This is a genomic window from Vibrio breoganii (assembly GCF_024346795.1).
In the GTDB taxonomy this organism is placed as follows: domain Bacteria; phylum Pseudomonadota; class Gammaproteobacteria; order Enterobacterales; family Vibrionaceae; genus Vibrio; species Vibrio breoganii.
In genome coordinates this window covers 1,029,187-1,051,534 of the sequence record NZ_AP024865.1, presented here as the reverse complement: position 1 = coordinate 1,051,534, position 22,348 = coordinate 1,029,187, and the positions used below count along the sequence as shown (strand labels likewise).

The 22,348-nt window shown below is 45.2% G+C and carries 22 protein-coding genes; 8 read left to right on the top strand and 14 right to left on the bottom strand.

Annotated elements, in window-relative coordinates:
- Nucleotides 1–22 precede the first annotated feature (22 nt).
- Entirely contained in the window at nt 23–781 is a 759-nt protein-coding gene (locus OCU35_RS17675; protein WP_261826106.1) for an energy transducer TonB, read from the bottom strand.
- Nucleotides 782–983: 202 nt separating this feature from the next.
- Between OCU35_RS17675 and hutW the strand changes: the two genes are divergently transcribed.
- The 5 genes from hutW to OCU35_RS17650 all read left to right on the top strand — a co-directional run bounded on the left by hutW (nt 984) and on the right by OCU35_RS17650 (nt 7,704).
- Nucleotides 984–2,381: a heme anaerobic degradation radical SAM methyltransferase ChuW/HutW gene (hutW, locus tag OCU35_RS17670; protein WP_261826105.1), complete on the top strand. Its 1,398-nt coding sequence runs from the start codon at nt 984–986 to the stop codon at nt 2,379–2,381.
- A 15-nt stretch (nt 2,382–2,396) separates the two neighbouring features.
- Entirely contained in the window at nt 2,397–2,915 is a 519-nt protein-coding gene (hutX, locus tag OCU35_RS17665) for a heme utilization cystosolic carrier protein HutX (protein ID WP_261826104.1), read from the top strand.
- Nucleotides 2,915–3,496: a heme utilization protein HutZ gene (gene hutZ, locus OCU35_RS17660; protein ID WP_261826103.1), complete on the top strand. Its 582-nt coding sequence runs from the start codon at nt 2,915–2,917 to the stop codon at nt 3,494–3,496. Before hutX ends, hutZ begins: the two co-directional genes overlap by 1 nt.
- A gap of 98 nt (nt 3,497–3,594) precedes the next feature.
- A complete protein-coding gene (locus OCU35_RS17655; protein ID WP_261826102.1) occupies nt 3,595–5,751 on the top strand; it encodes a TonB-dependent hemoglobin/transferrin/lactoferrin family receptor in 2,157 nt (718 codons plus the stop codon).
- Nucleotides 5,752–5,922: 171 nt separating this feature from the next.
- Nucleotides 5,923–7,704: an ABC transporter ATP-binding protein gene (locus OCU35_RS17650; protein WP_390208679.1), complete on the top strand. Its 1,782-nt coding sequence runs from the start codon at nt 5,923–5,925 to the stop codon at nt 7,702–7,704.
- 145 nt (nt 7,705–7,849) lie between these two features.
- On the opposite strand, the gene OCU35_RS17645 is transcribed toward OCU35_RS17650, so the two are convergent.
- Both OCU35_RS17645 and OCU35_RS17640 read right to left on the bottom strand, forming a co-directional pair.
- Complete coding sequence (locus OCU35_RS17645) at nt 7,850–8,527, bottom strand: MarC family NAAT transporter (RefSeq protein WP_017029910.1); 678 nt, start codon at nt 8,525–8,527, stop codon at nt 7,850–7,852.
- 437 nt (nt 8,528–8,964) lie between these two features.
- Nucleotides 8,965–9,522: a DUF4136 domain-containing protein gene (locus OCU35_RS17640; RefSeq protein ID WP_065210539.1), complete on the bottom strand. Its 558-nt coding sequence runs from the start codon at nt 9,520–9,522 to the stop codon at nt 8,965–8,967.
- Between the two features lie 155 nt (nt 9,523–9,677).
- On the opposite strand from OCU35_RS17640, the gene OCU35_RS17635 reads away from it, so the two are divergent.
- Nucleotides 9,678–10,853, top strand: coding sequence for a BamA/TamA family outer membrane protein (locus OCU35_RS17635; RefSeq protein WP_261826100.1), 1,176 nt, complete (start codon nt 9,678–9,680; stop codon nt 10,851–10,853).
- A 98-nt stretch (nt 10,854–10,951) separates the two neighbouring features.
- Here the strand turns inward: OCU35_RS17635 and OCU35_RS17630 are convergent, their stop codons facing one another.
- The 7 genes from OCU35_RS17630 to napF all read right to left on the bottom strand — a co-directional run bounded on the left by OCU35_RS17630 (nt 10,952) and on the right by napF (nt 16,137).
- Entirely contained in the window at nt 10,952–11,101 is a 150-nt protein-coding gene (locus OCU35_RS17630) for a hypothetical protein (RefSeq protein WP_017029913.1), read from the bottom strand.
- Nucleotides 11,102–11,438: 337 nt separating this feature from the next.
- The gene (locus tag OCU35_RS17625; RefSeq protein WP_017028721.1) at nt 11,439–11,579 is read right to left on the bottom strand and encodes a TIGR02808 family protein; all 141 of its coding nucleotides are present in this window, start codon (nt 11,577–11,579) and stop codon (nt 11,439–11,441) included.
- Between the two features lie 9 nt (nt 11,580–11,588).
- Nucleotides 11,589–12,161 carry a NapC/NirT family cytochrome c gene (locus OCU35_RS17620; RefSeq protein WP_017028722.1) on the bottom strand — a complete coding sequence of 191 codons (573 nt, stop codon included), beginning with the start codon at nt 12,159–12,161 and terminating at the stop codon, nt 11,589–11,591.
- A gap of 32 nt (nt 12,162–12,193) precedes the next feature.
- Nucleotides 12,194–12,748: a nitrate reductase cytochrome c-type subunit gene (locus OCU35_RS17615; protein WP_017028723.1), complete on the bottom strand. Its 555-nt coding sequence runs from the start codon at nt 12,746–12,748 to the stop codon at nt 12,194–12,196.
- A 68-nt stretch (nt 12,749–12,816) separates the two neighbouring features.
- Nucleotides 12,817–15,306 (bottom strand): periplasmic nitrate reductase subunit alpha, encoded by a 2,490-nt coding sequence (gene napA / locus OCU35_RS17610; protein ID WP_017028724.1) that lies wholly within the window; start codon nt 15,304–15,306, stop codon nt 12,817–12,819.
- Nucleotides 15,303–15,632, bottom strand: coding sequence for a chaperone NapD (locus OCU35_RS17605; protein ID WP_065210541.1), 330 nt, complete (start codon nt 15,630–15,632; stop codon nt 15,303–15,305). The genes napA and OCU35_RS17605 overlap by 4 nt, the downstream gene beginning before the upstream one ends.
- On the bottom strand, nt 15,619–16,137 hold the full coding sequence (napF, locus tag OCU35_RS17600; RefSeq protein WP_261826099.1) for a ferredoxin-type protein NapF: 519 nt from the start codon (nt 16,135–16,137) through the stop codon (nt 15,619–15,621). The genes OCU35_RS17605 and napF overlap by 14 nt, the downstream gene beginning before the upstream one ends.
- Before the next feature lie 177 nt (nt 16,138–16,314).
- Between napF and narQ the strand changes: the two genes are divergently transcribed.
- Together narQ and OCU35_RS17590 are read left to right on the top strand one after the other, a co-directional pair.
- Nucleotides 16,315–18,033, top strand: coding sequence for a nitrate/nitrite two-component system sensor histidine kinase NarQ (gene narQ / locus OCU35_RS17595; protein ID WP_017243186.1), 1,719 nt, complete (start codon nt 16,315–16,317; stop codon nt 18,031–18,033).
- 13 nt (nt 18,034–18,046) lie between these two features.
- Complete coding sequence (locus OCU35_RS17590) at nt 18,047–18,652, top strand: response regulator (protein WP_017032008.1); 606 nt, start codon at nt 18,047–18,049, stop codon at nt 18,650–18,652.
- A gap of 48 nt (nt 18,653–18,700) precedes the next feature.
- Here OCU35_RS17590 and OCU35_RS17585 read toward each other — a convergent pair whose 3' ends face one another.
- The 4 genes from OCU35_RS17585 to moeA all read right to left on the bottom strand — a co-directional run bounded on the left by OCU35_RS17585 (nt 18,701) and on the right by moeA (nt 22,340).
- Nucleotides 18,701–18,907, bottom strand: coding sequence for a dodecin (locus tag OCU35_RS17585; RefSeq protein WP_017028728.1), 207 nt, complete (start codon nt 18,905–18,907; stop codon nt 18,701–18,703).
- 341 nt (nt 18,908–19,248) lie between these two features.
- Complete coding sequence (gene tal / locus OCU35_RS17580; protein WP_065210543.1) at nt 19,249–20,205, bottom strand: transaldolase; 957 nt, start codon at nt 20,203–20,205, stop codon at nt 19,249–19,251.
- Between the two features lie 135 nt (nt 20,206–20,340).
- Nucleotides 20,341–21,093: a molybdopterin-synthase adenylyltransferase MoeB gene (moeB, locus tag OCU35_RS17575; RefSeq protein ID WP_065210544.1), complete on the bottom strand. Its 753-nt coding sequence runs from the start codon at nt 21,091–21,093 to the stop codon at nt 20,341–20,343.
- 8 nt (nt 21,094–21,101) lie between these two features.
- Nucleotides 21,102–22,340: a molybdopterin molybdotransferase MoeA gene (gene moeA, locus OCU35_RS17570; RefSeq protein WP_261826567.1), complete on the bottom strand. Its 1,239-nt coding sequence runs from the start codon at nt 22,338–22,340 to the stop codon at nt 21,102–21,104.
- Nucleotides 22,341–22,348: the final 8 nt, after the last annotated feature.

Sequence of the window (22,348 nt, the reverse complement as noted above, 5' to 3'; positions counted from 1 at the left end):
TTTGCTCTAGTTAAGTTGGTTTTTAGTTAAGTTGAAAATTAATAGGAACCTGCACTCGGTAAGCGATGCGTTGCCCTTGTTCGTTTCGGCGTTGAAATTGCCACTCTGAAACGGCATTAATCGCTGCTTCGTCTAACAGTTTGTGTCCAGAAGAATTCACCACTGTTTGCTTGATCTGTTTCCCTTGTTCATTGATCCAAATCTCCACCAATGTGCTTCCTTGCCAACCGCGTTTTTGCGCAAGCCTTGGATAGCTTACCGGTGTTGGCTTAGCTGAAAATGTGGGCTTCTTGACCATTTTTGGCTTGCTAGCGCTTGCAGCATTCGTTGACGCAGTTTGTGGCTCTGCGGTTTCTTTCTGGTGTTTCTTCTCTACAGGCTTTTCTTTGGGTGTAGGTTCAATCTTTTCTGGTTCTTCTGGCTTTGGTTCAGTTTTTGCCGTTTTGACCGGTTGAGGTTTCACTGGTTTGGCTACCGGTGATTTCTTCTCAATCTTCTTTTTGGGCTTAGCAATGGGTTTCGGTATTGCTTTCTTTGGCTGTGGCTTTTCTACGGCTTCTTTTTTCGTTTCAATTTCTTTAGGTGCTGGTGGTTGAGGTTTTACTTCTTTCTTTTCGGCCTTTTTTTCAGGTTGAGCGAGAGAGACAAACTTAATGCTGACCGCATGTCCTTCATTGTTACTTGCGAGGCTTATCTCCTGCTTTGGCGCAGAGAAAGAAAGAGCAACCCCATGAATTAAAAGGGAAACACCGCCAGCGAGTAGATATCTGTATTTCTTCACAGTGGTTGAGAACCATTACCAATTACGTCCTAATAAAAGGCATTATGCAGACAATACGAATAATATCAATTATCATTTGCATTATTTATCAAGATCAATATAGTAGTCACAAATTCGAGCGAATGAGATTTGTTCTCATTTAATTCTGTGGCACAAATAATAGCAATTCGCCACGCAGAACATTGAAAAGCAAGAAGAAATAATGAATCTTGAATTGAACAACCCAGCCCTGCTTGACCCAGAAATAGTGGGTAACCATACGCCAGACCCGTTGCGCTTCGCCTTTGCAAAAAAGAAAGGCCCGCATGCAGGTGGAATGGCAAAGCCGGTTCCAACTGAACTCACACAATCAGCACTCACCAGTGCTTTCTCTGAACAAGGGGATAAGGGACCTCGTTGTCTTTATATCCATATTCCCTTTTGCCGTGTGCGCTGCACCTACTGCAACTTCTTTCAATACGCCTCTAGCACTAAGCTCATTGACGAGTACTTCGAAGCCTTGAAGAAAGAGCTGTTATGGAAGGCCGCAATGCCTTGGACTCAGGCATTTCCTTTTCAAGCAGTGTATATCGGTGGAGGCACGCCAACGGACTTGAGTGCTAACCAGATCAAGCAACTGGGCGAGATGATTCGAAGCCACTTCCCTTTAACTCCCGATTGTGAAATCACGTTAGAGGGGCGTATTAATCGCTTTGATGATCAGAAATTTGAATCCGCTCTTGAGGGTGGCATCAACCGATTCTCATTTGGCGTACAGAGTTTTGATACCAAGGTTCGCCGCAGTGCCAAACGATTGAATGATGGAGAAGAAGTATTAGAGCGCTTACAGCATTTTGTCAGCTATGACAGCGCTCCTATTGTTATCGACCTTTTGTACGGTCTACCTCATCAGACCCTAGATACTTGGGCCTTAGATCTGGAGTTGTACCTAGAAAGCGGCGCACATGGCGTTGACTTGTACCAATTGATAGAAATGCAAAACCTGCCAATGGGGCGCTTGGTAGAGCAAGGGAAATTACCTGAGCCTGCCAATACTCAAGTCAAGGCGAGCATGTATCAAATGGGTGTTGAGTTTATGGTTAAGCACCATCAAAGGCGTCTTAGCGTGAACCACTGGAGTTCGGACAATCGTGAGCGTTCAATATACAACAGTCTCGCGAAGACATCGGCACAGGTAATGCCTCTTGGGGCAGGGGCCGGTGGCAATGTGAATGGTATTAGCTCTATGCAATACCGTGATATGGAAAAGTACATTGAAGCGGGCAAAGCCGATGAATTTGCAGCGGGTATGGCGTTCTACAGTGCGCCCAATGCCAGCCTAGTGAATACCATCAAAGCCGCTTTTGACCGAGGTGTTCTTGGTGAAAGAGTTCTGCCTCAAGGCATGTTTATGGCGCTTACACCGCTGTTTGAAGCATGGCAGAAAAATGGGTTAGTGAACCTTAGCTGTGGTTATCTTTCACTGACTCTAGCGGGGCAATTTTGGTCTGTAACGCTAGCGCAAAATCTAATACAGGTCGTTTCGAGTAATCAAAAGCCGAATGACCTGCTGAAATCACATAACAATAATATCGACAAAAAAAGCATCAAAGCAGCTTAATTTTAGGGGGAGAAGATGTACACATCATTAACTAAGCAGCAAGTATTGGAAGCCGTTGCAACCATGATGGAAAACGACGATGCAGTTCCTGTGTCGCAAATGGCCAGTGAACTGAACGTGACAGAGGGTGAGATCACCTTTGTGTTGCCGTCTAGTATGGTGACCTCAGTGCCGGGGGAAAAGGCTCAACAGATCCTAGATGCACTCCCTACATGGGGCAAGGTAACCACTATTGTGCATTCATTTGGTTCAATTTTTGAGTACAAAGCGCCATTTCCTAAAGGCAAGGTTGCTCACGGTTATTACAACTTAATGGGGCGTGAGGGTGAACTTCATGGCCACCTAAGATTGGATCTTGTCGAGCATGTTGCTTTGGTCTCTAAGCCATTTCGCAAGATGGCGAGCCACTACATTGGCTTTTATGACAAGGCTGGGGAGTGCGTATTCAAGGTTTACCTAGGCCGAGACAAAAAACGCCAACTTTTCCCAGAACAAATTGAAAAACTAGAGCAGCTAAAAAAGGAATTTGCATAATGAGCACTCAAAACGCAGAAGATCGCGCTGAGATCAGACAACAACGTCTACAAGGTCGTTTAGGCCCAGAGGTTCAAGAGTTTCGTAACGCTTGCCAAACCCTGCAGCTTGCGACGATTACTAAAGATGGTCTGCCACACGTTAGCTATTCTCCCTTTGCGTTTGATCAAGCGGGTTATTACATCCTTGTGAGCGACTTAGCCGCTCATGGACAGAACCTTACAGGCAATAAAAATGTCTCTATCATGATGGTTCAAGACGAAGCATCAGCAAAGAGCGTTCATGCAAGAAAGCGTCTGACCTTTGATACTACAGCAGAGCATATCAATAAAGACTCTGAGCAAGGCAAGGCTGGTGTTGCAGCACTGATTGAACGCTTTGGCGAAATGGCTCAAAACCTAGCGCAGCTGGGTGATTTCAATCTCTACAAGCTAACACCTAGCAGTGGTCGCTACGTTAAAGGCTTTGGCCAAGCATTTAATGTCTCAGGTAATGATCTTGTAGATTTCCTTCACCTCAATGAAGGGCACGTCGAAAAAGAGAAGCAAAAAATCGCAGAACTGACTGCCGAGCAAGACTAGCTCTCACTTTTCATAATCAAACAAGAATTCTCTAGCCGACTGATATTTTCAGTCGGTAGGGCACTTACAGTTTTATAAAACGGATTTTGGGTCAAACCATGTACAAAAAAACAAGTCTGGCATTAGCCATCAGCGCAGTGTGTGCATCATCAGCAGTATTCGCAGAAGAAACCTTCACCTTTGACGAGGTGGTTGTTTCAGCCACTCGAACTGAACAGAATAAGAGCGATGTCTCTTCTTCTGTTGCCACGGTGAGTCGCGAAGATCTTGATGCGGAAATGAACAGTAACCTTAAAGATACCTTGAAATATAGTCCGGGTGTTCAGGCTCAAGGCAGTGGTCGCTTTGGCGTATCGGGCTTTAACATTCGAGGTATGGAAGACAGCCGCGTTAAGGTCATGGTTGATGGCGTTCAGCAACCTGTACCGTATAACCCAGGCGCAAGCCAGCAGCGTAAATATCAAAACACCATTGAGACAGATACGTTGGCAGGCATTGAGGTGAACAAAGGTCCGTCGTCGAGCTTGTATGGTTCTGATGCACTGGGTGGCGTGGTGCTGATGCGCACTAAAAACCCTGAGGATGTCTTGGTTACTGACGGTGATGAGCATCGCTTTGGTATCAAGTCTGGGTATTCTTCTGTGAACAGTGAGTTTAAGAACACGGCGACTTGGGCAATGCGCAAGGGCAAGTGGGAAACTATTGCTATGTTTACCTACGCTGATGGTAGTGAATATCAGACTCATGGTGATGGAGCCGATATCTTAGGTCCTGATCGCGGCGCTGCCGACCCAGCCGATACGCAACTTTACAATGGCTTAGCGAAGGTATTCTACCAAGCGAATGACAATCATCGCCTAGGTGTGACCTTTGAATATTTCGATTACCAGTATGATTCATTCTTAGCCTCTGAAGAAGGCTATGAGATCATGCCGGGCTTCGTGTATACCGATTCTTCTGTTGAAGACCACAACAATCGAATGCGCATTGGCTTCGAGCATGAATGGGCAATGAACAACCTAATTGCCGATGACTTAGCGTGGAAGATCTCTTATCAAACAACAGAGAGTGAATCGAACAACTACGATACGACGAACTGGGTTTCCGGAGGTATTCCGATTTACACAGATCGTATACGTAACCGTCAGCGTATCGCACAAGATGACTCTTACCAGTTTGATATGCAGTTCAACAAGCTGATCATGGCAGATGGGCATTACCATGAGCTGACTTATGGGGGCAGCTTCCTATACAACGACTTTGCTTTGGAGAACACCGATCACTTTATTCAAAGTGGCACAGGCGCGCCTCCAAGCTCTTCTCCGGGTAGCACGGGTCTTCCTAATGCAACAGTGCAGCAATGGGGTGTCTTCGTTCAGGACCAAGCCTTCCTAATGGAGGAAAAACTGGTTCTTTCCGCAGGCCTTCGTTACGACTCATTTTCAACCGACCCTGAAACAACAGATGGCTATGGTGTAGAGCACGAGAGTAACGACAATGATGCCGTCACCGGTCGTATTGGTGCGGTTTATCACGTAGCAAATTGGTTTAGCCCATACGCACAAATAAGCCAGGGCTTTAAAGCGCCAACGGTCTACGACCTTTACTACTCGTACAGCGAAGGTGCCATCTTCAAAGGTAATCCAAACCTAGAAGCAGAGACCAGCTTGTCTTATGAAGTGGGCTTCCGTGGCAAAGGTAAGATTTATCAGTATGAAGTGAGTACTTTCTACAACCAATACGATGACTTCATCACGAGCAAAGTGATTGGTCAGGCTGGTGATAAAGATATCATTACCATGGTCAATATCGATGAGGCGAAAATCTACGGTGCTGAGGCAGCGGGAACTATCCTTGGTCCTCAAGGGATGTACACTAAGTTAAGCATTGCTTACGCCTATGGTGAAGATGTGAATACGGGTCGTGAGCTCGATTCTGTCGCGCCATTGACGGGTGTCGTTGGGCTTGGATATGACAATGAGAACAAGACGCTAGGTGCGTTGGTTAACTACACCGTGGTTGCGAGCAAAGATAGTTGGACTGAAGATGATAACGTTGAAGCGCCTTCTTATAGCTTGCTAGATGTGACGGCTTACTACCGCCCTATACAAGACTTAACCTTGCGCGCTGGCTTGTTCAATGCCTTGGATGAGAAGTACTGGTTATACGAAGATCTGAGTGGCAAAAATGAACGCACAGACTTTGATACTCAAGCAGGTCGAAACTGGGGTGTGAACGCAGAATACTTCTTCTAAACACATTTCCATTGAAAGCCGAGCTCCTTCTAGGGGCTCGGCTTGTTGTGTTTTAGAGCATTTAAAACATGATAATTAATCAATAGTTAAACAAGATATGAATTCAATGCGTACAATTAACACAAGTAAATGTAGAAAGGATTTTGTGTGACCGAACAACAAGCTGGCGAGATGCCAAAGCTCAATAAACAGTGGTTATATCAGCAGGCGATGAAGCATAAAAAAATGCTTATCTACGCCAACTTTATCGCATTTGTTGCGACCCTGATGAGTGTACCCATTCCCTTACTTTTGCCTCTCATGGTAGACGAAGTCTTACTTGATAAGCCTGCCAAGGGTTTGGCATTCCTCAACTCATTTTTGCCTCAGGGGCTGCAAACAGCCACCGGTTATATCGTCACGGTTCTTCTTCTGATCATCGTAATGCGGATCGGAAGTCAGGCCCTTAATATCTTGCAAACCCGCCAGTTTACTTTGGTATCGAAGCAACTTACCTGTCAACTGCGTCAATGGATCCTCGATAAGCTAGGTCGTGTGTCCATGCAGCAATATGAGGAAAAGGGCAGCGGGGGGCTTACCTCTCATTTGGTGACCGATATAGAGACCATTGACAAGTTCATTGGCAATACGCTGAGTCGCTTTGTGATTAGCGTACTTACAGTCATTGGTACTGGCGGGATCCTTCTGTGGCTTAATTGGCAACTGGGCTTATTTATTATCTTAATGAACCCTGTGGTTATCTATCTTTCTCGCATGCTTGGGCAACGAGTTAAGCATCTTAAAAAGAAAGAAAACCAATCCTTTGAGCGTTTCCAGCAGAGGCTAGTAGAAACCTTAGATGGCATCTATCAGCTTCGAGCCGCTAACAGAGAGCAAGAGTACTTAGGCAAGCTAAAGCAAGATGCCGAGTCTATACGAATAGATGCTGACAAGTATGCGTGGCAATCGGATGCTGCGAACCGCTTGTCGTTTTTGATGTTCCTTATAGGCTTCGAGATTTTTCGCGCTGCGGCTATGTTGATGGTGCTATTTAGTGACCTCACCATAGGGCAGATCTTCGCGGTGTTTGGTTATCTGTGGTTCATGCTCTCGCCAGTTCAAGAGCTGCTGAGTATTCAGTATTCTTGGTACAGTGCGTCGGCTGCAATGAAGCGTTTGAATGGTATATTGGATATGCCGGAAGAGAACCGTCCTATTGCGACTGTTAACCCTTTTGAGAAGGGCGAACCTATTGAAGTTGAGTTCAAGAACGTCAGCTTTGCCTATGATGCGGAGCGAAACGTACTGGATGACTTCTCGCTAAAGATCCCGAAAGGCAAGCGTGTGGCTTTGGTGGGTGCATCCGGTGGCGGAAAATCTACATTGATTCAGCTCCTACTCGGTATTTATCAAAAAGACAGCGGTGACATTCTGGTTAACGGGCATACTATAGAAACAGTCAGCTATGAGGCATTGCGAAAAGAACTAGCGGTCGTGCTGCAACAACCGATGATCTTCAATGACACACTTCGTCAGAACCTTACCCTTGGACAAAACTATAGTGATAATGAGCTTTGGGGTGCCCTTGAGGTGGCTCAACTTATTAGCCTAAAAGACACTCTACCTAACGGGCTCGACTCTCATATCGGTCGTCAAGGTGTTCGTTTATCTGGAGGTCAAAGACAAAGGCTAGCTATTGCTCGAATGGTTCTGAGCAACCCTGAATTGGTTATTCTAGATGAGGCGACCTCAGCGCTTGATACCTCCACCGAGGCAGAGCTACATCTTGCGCTAAATCGTTTCTTGAAGAATCGTACAACACTCATTGTTGCCCATCGACTGTCTGCCGTTAAACAGGCAGACCTTATCTATGTTCTCGAAGACGGAAAGGTCATACAGTCGGGTACACATATAGATTTAATTGAAACGGACGGACTTTATCAGACTTTGTATGGGTCGTTACAAGCAGGGTAAGTTTGGTAGTAAGGGAAGTGTCTTAGGCATCAAGCTATCAAGCCTTCTTGTGCGAAAATATAAAAGGAGCTCAAATGAGCTCCTTTATTTATTGGTTCTTTGACATAGAGTTAGAACCATTAGCAAAGTCACATGTTACGTTTAATTAGTTCGCATTGAGCGAAATAGCATTTAATAGTGGTTCCATAAAGCGTTCACTTGCGAAGTAGCCTCCTAAGCCATCAAACACAAATTGGAAAGCGATACAAATTAGTATAAAGCCCATGATTCTTGTTAGTGCATCTAAGCCCGTGACTCCGAGCACTTTTGAAATAAACGGGGCTCCTCGCATTGCTAGCCAGGCAACGAATACAACCACTAAAATGCCGGTTGAAATGGCAAAGTAACCAGTTAGATTGTCTGAACCAGCAGCCATACTGATCACAACAGAAATCGAGCCTGGGCCACTTAGCGATGGCATAGCTAACGGTGTAAAAGCGATATCATCCTTACGTTTTGATTCTGCTTTTGCCTCATCAGAAATTTCCTGACTATTTCCCTTTGGCGACAACATACTAAAACCAACTTGCATAATGATTATGCCACCCGCTACCCTAATCGCTGGTATTGAAATGCCAAAAAACTCAATAATGATTGCACCAGACCATAGGAAAACAAGCAATATACCCGCCATGAAAAAACAGGCTTTAAGTGCTTGCTGGTTAGACCATTCTTTCGTGTGCCCACGAGTCAATGACAAGTATAAGGGGATGGTACTAAAGGGGTTAGATATTGGCAGTAGTGCGAAAAAGGTTAGCACTATGACTTCAAAAAAGCTCAGCATTCGATGTATCCACTCTGTTTATATCAATAAGAAATGACGGTTTAAACTACATAATTCCTTCGGCACCAAAGTACGATGGCCTTATGTGGTAGTTTTGTTAGAAAGAAAGTATCTAGAAATGCCGGTATTTGACATGAATTTCAGCGATTCAATTCTGGTGTTGAAAAGCAGTTCTGTGGGTAAGCGGAGGGTTAGTTACTAGGTGTATCCTAGGTGTTTCGCGTACTTCATCGTGTGAGTCTTTTGGCTATTGAGTTAACTCACTTTTGCCCCAAAGTGACCCAGAGAGATTGGACTCAGTTTTAAATGCTTTACGGCAGCTTACAGGTTGGTTAATCATTAAAACGAAGCCGGCTCATGAGCCGGCTTTTTATTCTGCGAGAGGTGGCTATACCAACCGTACTAAATAACTGATCAGTTACTTAGTGTGATTGGTACTATTGTGCCACAGGCATCTCTTTTAGCATGGTATCAACGTAGCTTTTTATCCTATCTTGGCTGTTCTCTGGATCCATCTCTGGAGCTGAAGCACCTTGAGCTAGAGCCCTCCACTTTAGCTCCATAAGCGGATAGTTATACATTGCGATGAAGATAGTACCTTTCTGCTCACTATCGCTAAAATCAGAGGCAGGAATGCCCGTAGCAAGCTGTGTTTTATCGAACAACTCATCGTCATTTAATGCAGACTCAACCGCTACTCCGTAACCAACGATGAAGTTGGGTTGTTGTTGAAGTGATACTCTTTGATAGCCCTTTTCTGCTAGGCTTTTACCTATGGCTTCGTTAAATACGTGCTTGAGCGTTTTCTTGCTGACTCCTGAGTCAACATACGCGACGCCTGATTTAGGGTGCCAAGCATAGGTTTTCGCTCCTGGTCGAATGAATTGATAGTCACCGCTAGAAACGATACCGATGGCATAATTATTGGCAGGTTTAGTCGTTGTGGTACAGGCGGATAAAACTAGGGCAAAAGCTACAGCAAAAAGCCACTTCATGATCACCTCAAAACAATAGAATAAGTAATGTTAAATATTTGTTTAATTGAATGGTTCATGAGGTAGAATAGACGAGTAAACAATTAAAAGTCCAGTTAAAACCGTAACATAGGGTTGTTACATTCTTGCATACATTCATACGAAAAGGATTTCATGTGGTAAAAGGAATTTATTACCCGTGGTTGGCAAGCACTTTAGCTCTATTGAGTTGTCCATCATTAGCGGTAGAACCACTCTTCCCAACACCTGCTGATGCAGAGCCCACCTTTGTTGATAAAGCATTTGATTTTGTGGGTGCCGATGGTGGGTTTGACCCTGATAAAGGGGTGGATATGAGTTATATCCCGTCAGTGTTTTATAATCCAGAACAAGAGTTTGGTGGGGGAGCTTTGATTATAGGGCTTTACAAAACCGACTCCGCAATGGATTTTGAACAGCCTTCCTCTTTTGTCGTTAACGCCTATGTATCAACCAACCTATCCGTAGGGGTGACGTTTGATAACATTACCTTCCTCAATAACGGAAACAACCGCTTCGAGATTGATGCAGAAATTCATGACGAGCCCGTTGTGTATTATGGACGAGGCTATGACTCTACCAGCGTTGATGATAACAAGGTGCTGTATACGGAAACCTTAGTGACACTAACCCCACGTTGGTATCACCGTATGGCAGACAACTGGTTTGTTGGTTTAGGGGGTAATATCACCTACGTTGATACTCGAGACCCTGAAGTGGGTGACGAGGTGAATAACGGTGGTAACCCGATCTTATTCAATGATTTAGAATCGAACACGTCTGCCGGCGGCTTTGTTACCTTGCTATACGATAGCCGAAACTATGTCGAAAACACCGAAAGAGGAACGCTACTCCAAGCTGACTTTGGCGCCTATTACAGCGACCTCAATTCAGACTCGTTTGGTAAGTATGATATCGAACTTGCTCACTTCATTGATCTAGAGCCGGTACCAGGCGTGTTGGCACTGCAAGGGCAAGGCAAGTTTACTTCTGGCGATGTACCTTGGAATAAGCTTCCTGATTTGGGGGGAGCGTATTCAATGCGTGGCTACATCTTAGGACGATATCGTGATGAACAGATGGCCATGGTACAGGCGGAGTATCGACTGCCTATTTATCGTCGCTGGGGGAGCGTCTTCTGGGCCGGTTTAGGCTCCATAGGCGAAGATGTTGATCAATTAAGCGATGATGTACTAACCACCTATGGTTTGGGGCTACGTTATCGCTTGAAGGGACGGATTAACTTGAGGGCTGATCTAGGGTTTGGTGAGGATGAAACCTTATTCTATTTCAATGTAAACGAAGTCTTCTAGCCGGTAGCTATCTATTACTATTAAAAAAGCGACAGTACCTCTCTTTATTACTGAGAGGGAGGCTGTCGCTTTTTATTTAGGTGTAAGCAAAATAGAAATTAAAAGAAGTGGCCTAACCCGTGCAGTGAAGAAATAAGACTTGGCAGTGCAATTAAGCCAATTTTTACCGCAACAATAATGGCAATAAGACGTCCAATTTTGTGTGTAGTTGCTTTGTTTATCTCATCTGCATGCTGACTGTATATCATGCGAGTACCTCATGAGTGAATGAATATAGGGCTAACTTACTCTCAATCATGGTCAAAAAAAGTGCACATTGTGAAAAGTTTGAACTGCATCTAGGAGGTGGTTCGGTTCTATGATGTCGACCACACAATGGAATATGAGTTCAATTTCATGGGTTATGAACGTGGTTTCAGGGATTTTAGCTGTCAGCTGTCAGTGACAAGCCACAAGCCACAAGTTTGATATGACCCCGTGTCTACTTTTACGGGGTCATATCAACCCAGAACCCAGAACCCACGCATAAAAAAAGCTCGATGCATTCAACATCGAGCTTAATCAGTAACCGAATACAACCTCGGTTTAGCTTGTTTCTTCTTTATCGGCTGTGATTGAAAGTAGCCAGATACAGATAGCGGCAACTGCTGCAAAACCACCTATGATAATCACTGGCATAGCGCTATAACCCAATACGTGCCAGATGATGGATTCTAATTGACTCATAACTCTCCCTTACCAACCTTCAATGCCGTGCATATCTGGCAATTTGTGTGCAATACCTTTGTGACAATCTACACAGGTTTTGTCACCTGAAGCGAGTGCAGTTGAGTGTTGTTTAACACTGCGGTCACCCTGCTCAGAGAAGTCCATATAATCAAACTCGTGACAGTTACGACACTCTAGGGAGTCGTTAGCTTTTAGACGAGCCCACTCACGTTCTGCCAAGTGGCCACGACGAGCTTTGAATTTCTCTTCTGTATCGATAGTACCAATGATGTGCGCAAACACCTCTTTGGATGCCTGAACTTTACGAATTATCTTATCAGTCCACTCATGTGGTACGTGACAGTCTGAACAGATTGCTCGTACACCGGAGCGGTTTGAGTAGTGGATAGTCTCTTGTATCTCTTGCACGATAGGCTCGTGACATCCAGCACAAAACTCTTCGGTGTTGGTGTATTCCATCCCGGTATTGAATGCGCCCCAGAATAGAAGACCACCAGCAAACCCCATGAAAAGAACGATGCCTGCGGCAGCCTTACTTGGAGTTGTTAGTCTCTTCCAAAACGCTAGTAAAAATTTCATAAATAGCCTCTTATGTTAACGACTAGTAAAGGTTATTGAAGTGAATCAACAGGTTTAAATTCGTTCTCTACCAGTGGTTTTGCATTTGCTTGCGGTACGTGACATTGCAAGCAGAAGTAACGGCGTGGAGATACGTCGGCCAATACAGCATCTTCACGGTTTACATAGTGAGTAACACTCACCTTGGTAGCGCCCATTTCACTAGCATTTTTCCAGCTGTGACATGCAAGGCACTTGTTTGCATTTAATGAAACTTCATACCCTCGAATGTTATGAGGGATCAATGGTGGCTGGTAAACATAGTCACTTGTAATGACTTGCTCACGAGGGTACTTTTTGAAGGAGTCCGCAGCGCGAGTTGCTTCTAATTCGCTAACACCACGCAATGATTCAACACCACCAATACCGCCAGGATTGTGCAGTTCAGCTTGCTCAACGCCCGCGTTCTCTGCCTTCTCCATATCGGTTTGCTCTAGCATTGCATCATCCATATCCGGTTTTGCATTGCTAACACCTTCAACGTCCGCCTGAACAATACCTGCGGCAATAGCACTTATTGATAACAGAGCAATCAACAGCTTTTTCATTATTATTTCTCCGCCTAATGGCTAAATTTTGGGGGCTAGAGTACTAGCCCCGAATATTTGACAAAGGCCTAAGCCACTTTGGTGATCTTGACTGGACATTTCTTGTAGTCAGTCTGTTTAGATAGAGGATCGGTTGCATCTAAGATCAGCTTGTTGATCAGAATTCGTGCATCAAAGAATGGCACGAAAACTAAGCCTTTAGGCGGGCGGTTACGGCCGCGAGTTTCGACGCGAACACGAATTTCACCACGTTTGTTAGACACCAATACCTCATCACCACGACGTAGACCTTTCTCTTTAGCATCTGCAGGGTGGATGTAGCAGACCGCATCTGGAACCGCCTTATAAAGCTCTGGTACACGACGAGTCATAGTACCTGTGTGCCAGTGCTCTAGAACACGACCGGTACATAGCCACATGTCGAACTCTGCATCAGGCACCTCTGGTGGAGCCTCATAAGGTGCTGAGATAATCCATGCTTTACCATCAGGTTTGCCATAGAAGTCCCAATCAGAGCCTGCTTTAGCGTATGGATCCGACCCTTCTTTAAAGCGCCATAGTGTTTCTTTTCCATCCACTACAGGCCAGCGTAAGCCACGTACTTGATGATAAACATCATAAGGTGCTAAATCGTGTCCGTGACCACGTCCAAAGGTAGCGTATTCTTCGAATAGGCCTTTTTGAACATAGAAGCCTTGTGCTTTTGCATCGTCGTTTAGCTCTTGCGCCTCAGATAGCGGATATTTGTCGATATGACCGTTTTTAAACAGCATGTCGTACATGGTTTTTCCGCGATATTCAGGTGCTTTAGCCAGCAAGTCTTCTGGCCAAACTTCTTCCATCTTGAAGCGTTTTGAGAACTCCATCAGCTGCCACAAGTCAGACTTCGCTTCGCCAACGGTTTCAACTTGTTGGTACCAAGCCTGAGTACGGCGTTCAGCATTACCATAAGCGCCTTCTTTCTCAATCCACATTGCGGTTGGTAGGATCAAGTCAGCAGCCTGCGCAGTTGCTGTTGGGTATGGGTCTGAACATACGATAAAGTTTTCAGGGTTACGATAACCCGGCAAACGTTCAGTGTTGATGTTTGGACCGGCTTGCAGGTTGTTATTACACATCACCCAGTAAGCGTTTAGTTTGCCATCATTAAGCATGCGGTCTTGCAATACCGCGTGGTAACCTGGTTTAGGTGGAATAGTTCCTTCAGGAAGCTTCCAGATATCTTCTGCAATGGCACGGTGTTTAGGGTTTGCAACCACCATATCTGCTGGCAGACGGTGTGCGAACGTACCTACTTCACGAGCGGTACCACACGCTGACGGCTGGCCCGTTAGTGAGAATGGAGAGTTACCTGGAGTTGAAATCTTACCTGTTAACAAGTGAATGTTGTAAATCAGGTTGTTCATCCAAACGCCACGAGTGTGCTGGTTAACACCCATAGTCCAAAGTGACATTACTTTAGTGTTTGGATCGGCATATTGCTCAGCCAGTTGAACAAGATGTTCTTCGGACACGCCTGAAATTTCACTCGCTTTAGCTGCCGTGTATGGCGCTACTGATTTAGCATACTCATCAAAGTTGATGCCAGTCATGTTGCCTGAGTTTGGATTTGCAGCCGCTTGTTGCAATGGGTCTTCATCACGCAAACCGTAACCGATATCGGTATCCGCTTGTTTAAAGTGAGTGTGCTTGTTAACAAAGTCTTGGTTTACTTTGTTGTTTTGAATAATGTAGTTGGCGATAAAGTTGGCAATCGCAAGGTCAGATTGAGGGTGAAAAATATAGCCGTGATCTGCCAATTCAAAAGAACGGTGATAGTAGGTCGACAGAACGTTCACTTTTACGTGTGGGTGGCTTAAACGGCGATCTGCAATACGCGTCCATAGAACCGGGTGCATCTCTGCCATGTTTGAACCCCAAAGTACGAACGCATCCGCATTTTCGAAGTCATCGTAACAACCCATTGGCTCATCGATACCAAAGGCGCGCATGAAACCTACTACCGCAGAGGCCATACAGTGACGAGCGTTAGGGTCAATGTTGTTTGAACGGAAGCCTGCCTTCATCATTTTCGAAGCAGCGTAGCCTTCCATAACGGTCCACTGACCAGAACCAAACATACCAACGCTAGTCGGTCCGCTTTTCTTCAGTGCCTCTTTCCACTTGTCTGCCATGGTATCCATAGCAACGTCCCAAGATACGGGAGTAAATTCACCGTTTTTATCGTACTTGCCATCCGTCATACGCAGTAGAGGCTGAGTCAAGCGATCTTGGCCGTACATGATCTTAGATAGGAAGTAACCCTTAATGCAGTTTAAGCCCTTATTTACCGGTGCCTCAGGATCACCCTGAGTTGCAACAACCTTACCGTTTTGAGTTCCGACTAGTACTGAACAGCCAGTACCACAAAAACGGCAAGGAGCTTTATCCCATTTGATTTTGGTTTGGTCTGAGCTTGCGATGAGATTGGCCGCAGAAGCGGGAAGTGAAATTCCGGCTACCGCTGCAGCTGATGCAGCAGCGTTTGCTTTCACAAACTCGCGTCGTGTCATTTTCATAATGTGTCCTCTTGCGGGGTCGTTGAACCGATGCTGGCATCGGTCGTAGCCGTTGCATGGATGTCGGTGTCAAGGGTGTCAATATCGGTTTCGATTTGGTGGTAAACCAAAGCCGTACTAATTACTTCTGGTAGGTCGTTAATTTCATCGATAGTGGTGGTGATATAGCCTTCGTTTTGAGTTTCCATGACCACAACAAACTTGCCTGAATCTTCGGCATATATTTCGGTGGCGGAAAAGCTATTCACCTTGCTTCGAACTGTCTCCATGGCTTCAGGAGAGCAGTAAACGACAAAACTTGAGATATGAACTTCACTGGCTGGCATTGCTATCCTCGTTGCAGTCAGTCATAGATATAGCTGACACAGGACAAGCACTAATACAGGCTCCACATCCAGTGCACAACTGAGAGTCTAGTTTGGGTTGGGGTACATGCCCAACGCCAAAAGAAAATTGTATTGCTATTGGTTCGCATTCGTCGCCACAGGTGCGGCATTCGACATTTTTGTAGGCAAGGCACGTATCTTTAATTTTAGCCGCTATTTCCCAAGCTGCCTCTTTTGTTGACCTGAAAATAGGTTCAGGACAGCTTGTCACACAGCCTTCGCAGAAGGTGCATTCGCCTTTCTCAAAGTCAACGGTCGGAAATCCACCACTACCTTTAATTATAATATTTGTTTCACACGCTTCTATACACTTGCCACACTGGGTGCAGCCATCGACAAATACAGAGTCAGTTTTAGCCCATGGTAGGCGTTGACCCGTTTCGTAAACCAGTTGAGATTTCGAAGCTCGTCGAGTGAATAATTTTCGTTTTGATAGATCGACCAATTTCGTCCCTGAGCAATTGAGCTTAAACTATGAATAGAGCGTTAAAGTAAATACCCACTAATTTTAGGTGAATAAATTGTATTCGATATACCTCAAAAGGGTTAAACTTATGCTTAAATTGTTTTAGATCAAATAGTTAATGTTGGCAAGATCACGAAACTACGAATGGGATTTTAAGTGAAAAAACGAACAACACAGTCTGTGTCTTTTACCATTGGTGGTGCAGTGTCCTTGATGGTGATTCTGTCTGCGTTAACTATCATCGTAGCAGTGGCAACGGTCTATTCCAGTTTTGACGATGCGGAGGCTGTGAATGTCTCAGGCTCAATGAGGATGCAAAGCTATAGGCTTGCTTACGACATAGAGACAGACTCTCCAGAAACAATTGGGCATATCGAGCAGTTTGAAACATCATTGTTCTCACCCTCAATGCAAAACCTGATTCGCTGGAATGTGCCCACTGATATTCAAGAGGACTACCAGTCCATTGTCGATCGCTGGCATGTGATGAAGGATCTGTTGCTTTCTGGAAGGTATCCTGAATACCAGCAACACGTCCCAGTATTTGTATCTCGCATCGATAAGTTTGTATTTAAATTGCAGCTAAATACTGAGCAAAAGCTTCTCAATATGGTGGTGTTCAGTGGGTTTGGTTTGACCTGCATTATCCTTATCTCTTTAGTCATCATGCGCTTTGTTAGGCTCAAGGTGTTGCAGCCATTGCAATCTTTGGTTAATGCCAGCAAAGAAGTAGAGTCGCAGAATTTTAATGTGGTGTTGAATGAATCGGTCAACAATGAACTGGGCGCGGTGGCTTCTACGTTTAATGGTATGACTCAAAACCTAAAGAATCACTATCAAAGGTTGGAAGCAACAGTAGAAAATAAGACAGAGGAACTGCGCCATGCAAACCGCTCGCTGAAGGTGTTGTATAAAAGCACCCAGCAACTTTCTGCATCACGACTGGCACCGGCACATTTTCAACAGATCATCAGCAATATGTCGACGGTAGAGAACGTCGATGCCGTCAAACTGATTATCGATGATAGCGCGGGTCAATCTACCGAGTTAATCGCGGGTGAAGTTGTTGGAGCCGAATGGCAAGAGACACCTTTGATTCTTGATGAGGTGAGATTGGGGAGCCTATGTTTACAAACGACACCACAATTTGCTGAGCAAGAGCTCATCGACAATATGTCTTATATTCTGGCTAGGGGTATCTACTACAATCAGGCACAAAAGAAGTTTGAGCAGCTGCTTATCTATGCAGAGCGAAGTGCTATAGCGCGAGAACTGCATGACTCTCTGGCCCAATCCTTGTCGTTTTTGAAGATCCAAATGAGCCTATTGAAACGCTCGATGAAAAAAGAAGGCTCAATTGCCGAGATGCCGAAGTCCTCCGCTATCGTTCAAGAAATCGATGATGGCTTGCGAGAGGCATACACCCAATTGAGGGAATTACTCGGTACCTTTAGGTTTAGTATTGATGAAGCGAATTTTGGTGATGCGCTCAATGTGTTGACCGATAAGCTACAAACCACAACGGATGCAGAGATACATGTAGAGAATAACCTCTCTTCCATCCAGCTTCAGGCTTCGCAGCAAGTGCATTTATTGCAGATCATTCGTGAAGCAACCAACAATGCCATTAAACATGCAGAGGCGAGCATATTGCATGTGCAATGTCTGCAAGAAGGGGATCAGATTACCGTCGCTATCATAGATAACGGACAAGGATTTGACACCGAGATTGAGAAAGCAGACCATTACGGTCTATCTATTCTTAATGAGCGAAGCCAGTATCTCAATGGCAAGCTAACCATTACCAGTGAACCCAATGTTGGGAGCACAGTACAAATAACCTTTACCTGTAAGGATGAATCTGACAGTGAGTAGTACCTATCGCATTATGATTGTGGATGACCATCCATTGATTCGTCGTGGCATCAAGCAATTGCTGTCGTTTGAAGATGAGTTCGACATTGTGTGTGAGGCAACCAACGGTACCGAAGCATTGGCGTTGGCTCATCAACATGAACTTGATCTTATCTTACTGGATTTAAATATGAAGGGGCTGTCAGGCCTAAATACCCTGCAAGCACTGAGATCTGAGGGCATTACAGCAAAGATCGTGATCCTCACAGTGTCGGATTCACCTGCAGACATTGATGCCATCGTCAAAGCGGGCGCAGACGGTTACCTATTGAAAGATAGCGAACCAGATGAATTGATTGAACACCTTCATTCAGCCCTAGATGGTGACAAGGTATACAGCGATATTGTGGCTCAACACATTCGTGACCGCGCTGAAAACCCAAGTTTGCTAGATAGCCTCACTGAGCGCGAGTTAGAGATCCTATCAAAGGTGGCGCTAGGCCACCGCAACAAGCAGATAGCGGACGTGCTATTTATCTCTGAGTCCACCGTTAAGGTACACATGAAGAGCTTGCTGAAAAAGCTACAAGTGAAATCACGTACCGCCGCTACTATTTTGTATTTAGAGCATTACGGTTAATCTTGCTACAAGCATTAAAAAAGAGGCTCTGTGCCTCTTTTTTAATGTCTAATCCAACGTAAACCCAATCTTTACTGTCACCTGCCAATGGGCGACTTTTCCTTCCTCGATATGACCACGAACTTCCTGCATCTCGAACCAGCGCATGTTGTGAACGCTTTGACTGGCTTTTTCTACGGCGTTATTGATTGCGTCGTCAATACCGACGCTTGATGATCCAACGATTTCCATTTTTTTGTAGGTATGGTGTGGCATCTAGGTTCTCCTTGAAATAATAATTGGAACTTAGTAAACCTAGTTGTGCTCTGAGAATGTGGCAAGGACTTATAGCTGAAAGCTGTCAGCCATAAGCTTTCAGTTGAAAATCAAAAGCTGGTGGCGTTTGAGCTTTTTTCCATTGCACGGTTGCAGCCAGATCTCCGATAGGAGCGCTCGGAGATGACAGGGTCAAATCTGGTTATTCCCGGAGTGTTTTCTGGGCCAGCCAAATCTCAATCTGACGACTGAAAGCTGTCAGCTATAAGCTTTCAGTTGATATAAAAAAGGCCCCTACAGAGTAGGAGCCTATCCATAGCGAATGAAGCGTTAGCTGTGTGTTACGCCGTTAGCTTCGCTGTCAGCATTTCTTCTAGCTTAACTTGGTCGACTGCGAACAAGCGGATGCCTTCAGCGAGTTTCTCTACTGCCATTGGGTCTTGGTTGTGACCCCAGAAGAACTCGGCTTCTGTTAGAGGAGTAGGGCGCTCTTTAGTTGCACCGTTATCAACAAGCTTTTCTTCAACAACGCCTTCAGCATTTTCCAGATCTTCAAGAAGAGCAGGGCTAATGGTTAGACGGTCACAGCCAGCTAGCTCAAGGATTTCACCTGTATTGCGGAAGCTTGCTCCCATTACCACTGTCTTGTAACCGTGGTCTTTAAAGTAGTCGTAGATTGCTGATACTGATTGAACGCCTGGGTCTTCGCTAGCAGCAAAATCACGGCCTTCTTTGGCTTTGTACCAATCCATGATGCGACCAACGAATGGCGAGATTAGGAATACGCCTGCTTCAGCACACGCCTGCGCCTGAGCAAATGAGAACAACAAAGTCAGGTTACAGTTGATGCCTTCCTTCTCAAGTTGCTCTGCAGCACGAATGCCTTGCCATGTAGACGCTAATTTAATAAGAACGCGGTCTTTTGAAATACCCGCTTCTTCGTACATCTTGATTAAGCCACGAGCGCGCGCGATGCTGCCTTCGGTATCGTAAGATAGACGAGCATCAACCTCAGTTGAGATACGACCTGGAACAATACCTAGGATTTCTTTACCAATGTTTACTGCAAGCAAGTCACCGGCATAATTTAGTTGTTGGTCTAGGTCATCAAACTTCTGCTTGGTTTGGGCAATGACGCTATCAATTAGCGAAGCGTAGTGCTCAAGTTGAGAGGCTTTCAGAATTAGTGAAGGGTTTGTTGTAGCGTCTTGAGGTTTATATTTAGCAATTGCTTCAATATCACCTGTGTCAGCGACCACTACAGTCATAGAGCGAAGTTGTTCTAGTTTATTGCTCATGTCTTGTTCATCCTATACAAGAAAAACAGGGTGGAGGGGAGTGCCACCCTTAAAGATAGGATTAATCTAAGGTATTGAAGCGAGTTTGTGAATCATTTTCATTGGAAGAATGTGATAAAAATCTTACGCAAACGTTTACTGATTTTTACAAACAGGACATGACGACTGTTTTGGCAGAGTAAACTCTTGCCATTTCATACTCAGAGCATCGAACATCATTAATTTTCCGGGCTTGTGCGTGCCCAAATTTGACAGCAGACGGATAGCTTCCAAAGCCTGCATACTGCCGATAACGCCAACAACAGGCGCTAAGATCCCTGCCTCAACACAACTCAGTTCATTAGCACCAAACAGAGTGCTTAAACATTCGTAACACGGCTCATCATTTTGATAGGTGAAGCTGATCACCTGTCCTTCAAGTCGAATTGCGGCGCCAGAAACCAAAGGCGTTTTGTGTTTGTGACACAGTCGATTTAATTGGTTTCTAGTGGTGAGGTTATCACTGGCATCAATGACCAACGAATGATTGGCAACGGCGGTACCAAGCTCATTGTCGTCTAAGCGACGCGCTATTGCGGTTATCTCACAATTTGAATTGAGCTGAGATAGGCTAGCTTTGGCGGAATCTACCTTTAGGGCCTTGATATCAGATTCTGTATGAAGGATCTGTCGCTGCAAATTGGAGAGCTCTACAACATCATCATCGACGATGGTTAGCTTGCCTACACCACCAGAGACTAGATAAGGCGTTGCCGCACAACCTAGGCCTCCAGCACCAATAACAAGCACTGAGGCTTGTTTGAGGGCCTCTTGGCCCTCAAAATCAAAGGAGCGTAAGATGATCTGTCGATTGTAGCGAAGCATCTCTTTGTCGCTCAAGATTTCCATATCAGCCTCTAATATAGGGTGGAGTTAAACAATTGGATTTGAACGGTTTCTCCCGCTTCCACTCGGCCACGCTCGCGTTCAAGAATGACAAAGCAATTTGCTAGACTCATTGAGCGGAAGGCTCCAGAGCTTTGGTTCCCCGTTGTTTCCACTTCAAACTCGCCGTGCTCGTTTATGGCGTAGATACCACGTTGGTAATCTGTACGTCCTGGACTTTTCTTGAATGACGATAGCGTTTTAGCCGGTAAGGTTGGCGCTTCTTTCCATTCACTCTCGCCACCAAGTTTAGCTAGCAATGGCTGAACTAAGATGTAAGCGGTCATAAAGGCGGATACAGGGTTTCCTGGCAGGCCGCAGAATAGGGCATCATCCAATTTACCGAATGCAAAAGGCTTCCCTGGTTTTATTGCCAGTTTCCAAAAACCAATTTCGCCTTTTTGTTCCAGGATATCTTTGGTGAAATCGGCTTCACCGACACTCACACCACCGGAAGTCACCACAACGTCCGCTTCTGTCTTTGCTTTTTCAAACGCTTGTGCGAGCAGTTCCATATCGTCAGGGATAACGCCTAGGTCAACAACATCACAGCCAAACTTCTCAAACAGAGGTATGGTTCCATAGCGGTTGCTGTCGTATATCTCGCCTGCGCCAAGTGGCGTTCCTACCGGTTTTAGTTCATCACCGGTGGAAAAAGTGGCCACGATAGGCTTGCGGTACACCTCAAGGTGCGCGACGCCAAGTGAGGCTAGCATGGGTAGATCACGAGCAGTGAGTCGCTTCCCTTTGCTAAGCACAAGTTGTCCTACTTGGATATCGTCACCGAGTGGGCGGATATTCTGATTGGTTTTTACATTCGAAGGGTCAAACACGATCCCTTCGTCTGTTACAGTGACATTCTCTTGCATTACTACAGCGTCACACCCTTCAGGTATTTGTGCGCCAGTCATAATGCGAATACACGTCGTTTCTGGCCATTCTCCTTGTAAAGGAGCACCCGCAAAAGATTGCCCTGCTAATGGAAGCGTTGATTGAGTATTTAGGTCTGCAATTCTTACCGCATACCCATCCATGGCTGAATTATCAAAAGGGGGAACATGAATAGGGGATAATATTTCACTAGCGAGTACTCGGCCAATAGCCTTGTCGAGGGCCAGTGATTCAGTCTCTTGGACGGTATGAGTGTTTTCGAGAATTTTGGCCATTGCCTCTTCAATCGGCATTAAGCCCGGAGCGTCACAGCAACCCATCATAATTC

Coding starts and splice junctions, on each gene's coding strand:
- hutZ (WP_261826103.1), top strand. CDS start 2,915: ATGAGCACTCAAAACGCAGAAGATCGCGCTGAGATCAGACAACAACGT.
- napA (WP_017028724.1), bottom strand. CDS start 15,306: ATGAAAATGACACGACGCGAGTTTGTGAAAGCAAACGCTGCTGCATCA.
- OCU35_RS17655 (WP_261826102.1), top strand. CDS start 3,595: ATGTACAAAAAAACAAGTCTGGCATTAGCCATCAGCGCAGTGTGTGCA.
- OCU35_RS17585 (WP_017028728.1), bottom strand. CDS start 18,907: ATGCCACACCATACCTACAAAAAAATGGAAATCGTTGGATCATCAAGC.
- OCU35_RS17590 (WP_017032008.1), top strand. CDS start 18,047: ATGATTGTGGATGACCATCCATTGATTCGTCGTGGCATCAAGCAATTG.
- OCU35_RS17645 (WP_017029910.1), bottom strand. CDS start 8,527: ATGCTGAGCTTTTTTGAAGTCATAGTGCTAACCTTTTTCGCACTACTG.
- moeA (WP_261826567.1), bottom strand. CDS start 22,340: ATGGGTTGCTGTGACGCTCCGGGCTTAATGCCGATTGAAGAGGCAATG.
- moeB (WP_065210544.1), bottom strand. CDS start 21,093: ATGGAAATCTTGAGCGACAAAGAGATGCTTCGCTACAATCGACAGATC.
- OCU35_RS17620 (WP_017028722.1), bottom strand. CDS start 12,161: ATGAAATTTTTACTAGCGTTTTGGAAGAGACTAACAACTCCAAGTAAG.
- OCU35_RS17640 (WP_065210539.1), bottom strand. CDS start 9,522: ATGAAGTGGCTTTTTGCTGTAGCTTTTGCCCTAGTTTTATCCGCCTGT.
- OCU35_RS17625 (WP_017028721.1), bottom strand. CDS start 11,579: ATGAGTCAATTAGAATCCATCATCTGGCACGTATTGGGTTATAGCGCT.
- tal (WP_065210543.1), bottom strand. CDS start 20,205: ATGAGCAATAAACTAGAACAACTTCGCTCTATGACTGTAGTGGTCGCT.
- OCU35_RS17605 (WP_065210541.1), bottom strand. CDS start 15,632: ATGCCAGCCAGTGAAGTTCATATCTCAAGTTTTGTCGTTTACTGCTCT.
- OCU35_RS17650 (WP_390208679.1), top strand. CDS start 5,923: ATGCCAAAGCTCAATAAACAGTGGTTATATCAGCAGGCGATGAAGCAT.
- OCU35_RS17630 (WP_017029913.1), bottom strand. CDS start 11,101: ATGATATACAGTCAGCATGCAGATGAGATAAACAAAGCAACTACACAC.
- OCU35_RS17615 (WP_017028723.1), bottom strand. CDS start 12,748: ATGAAAAAGCTGTTGATTGCTCTGTTATCAATAAGTGCTATTGCCGCA.
- hutX (WP_261826104.1), top strand. CDS start 2,397: ATGTACACATCATTAACTAAGCAGCAAGTATTGGAAGCCGTTGCAACC.
- hutW (WP_261826105.1), top strand. CDS start 984: ATGAATCTTGAATTGAACAACCCAGCCCTGCTTGACCCAGAAATAGTG.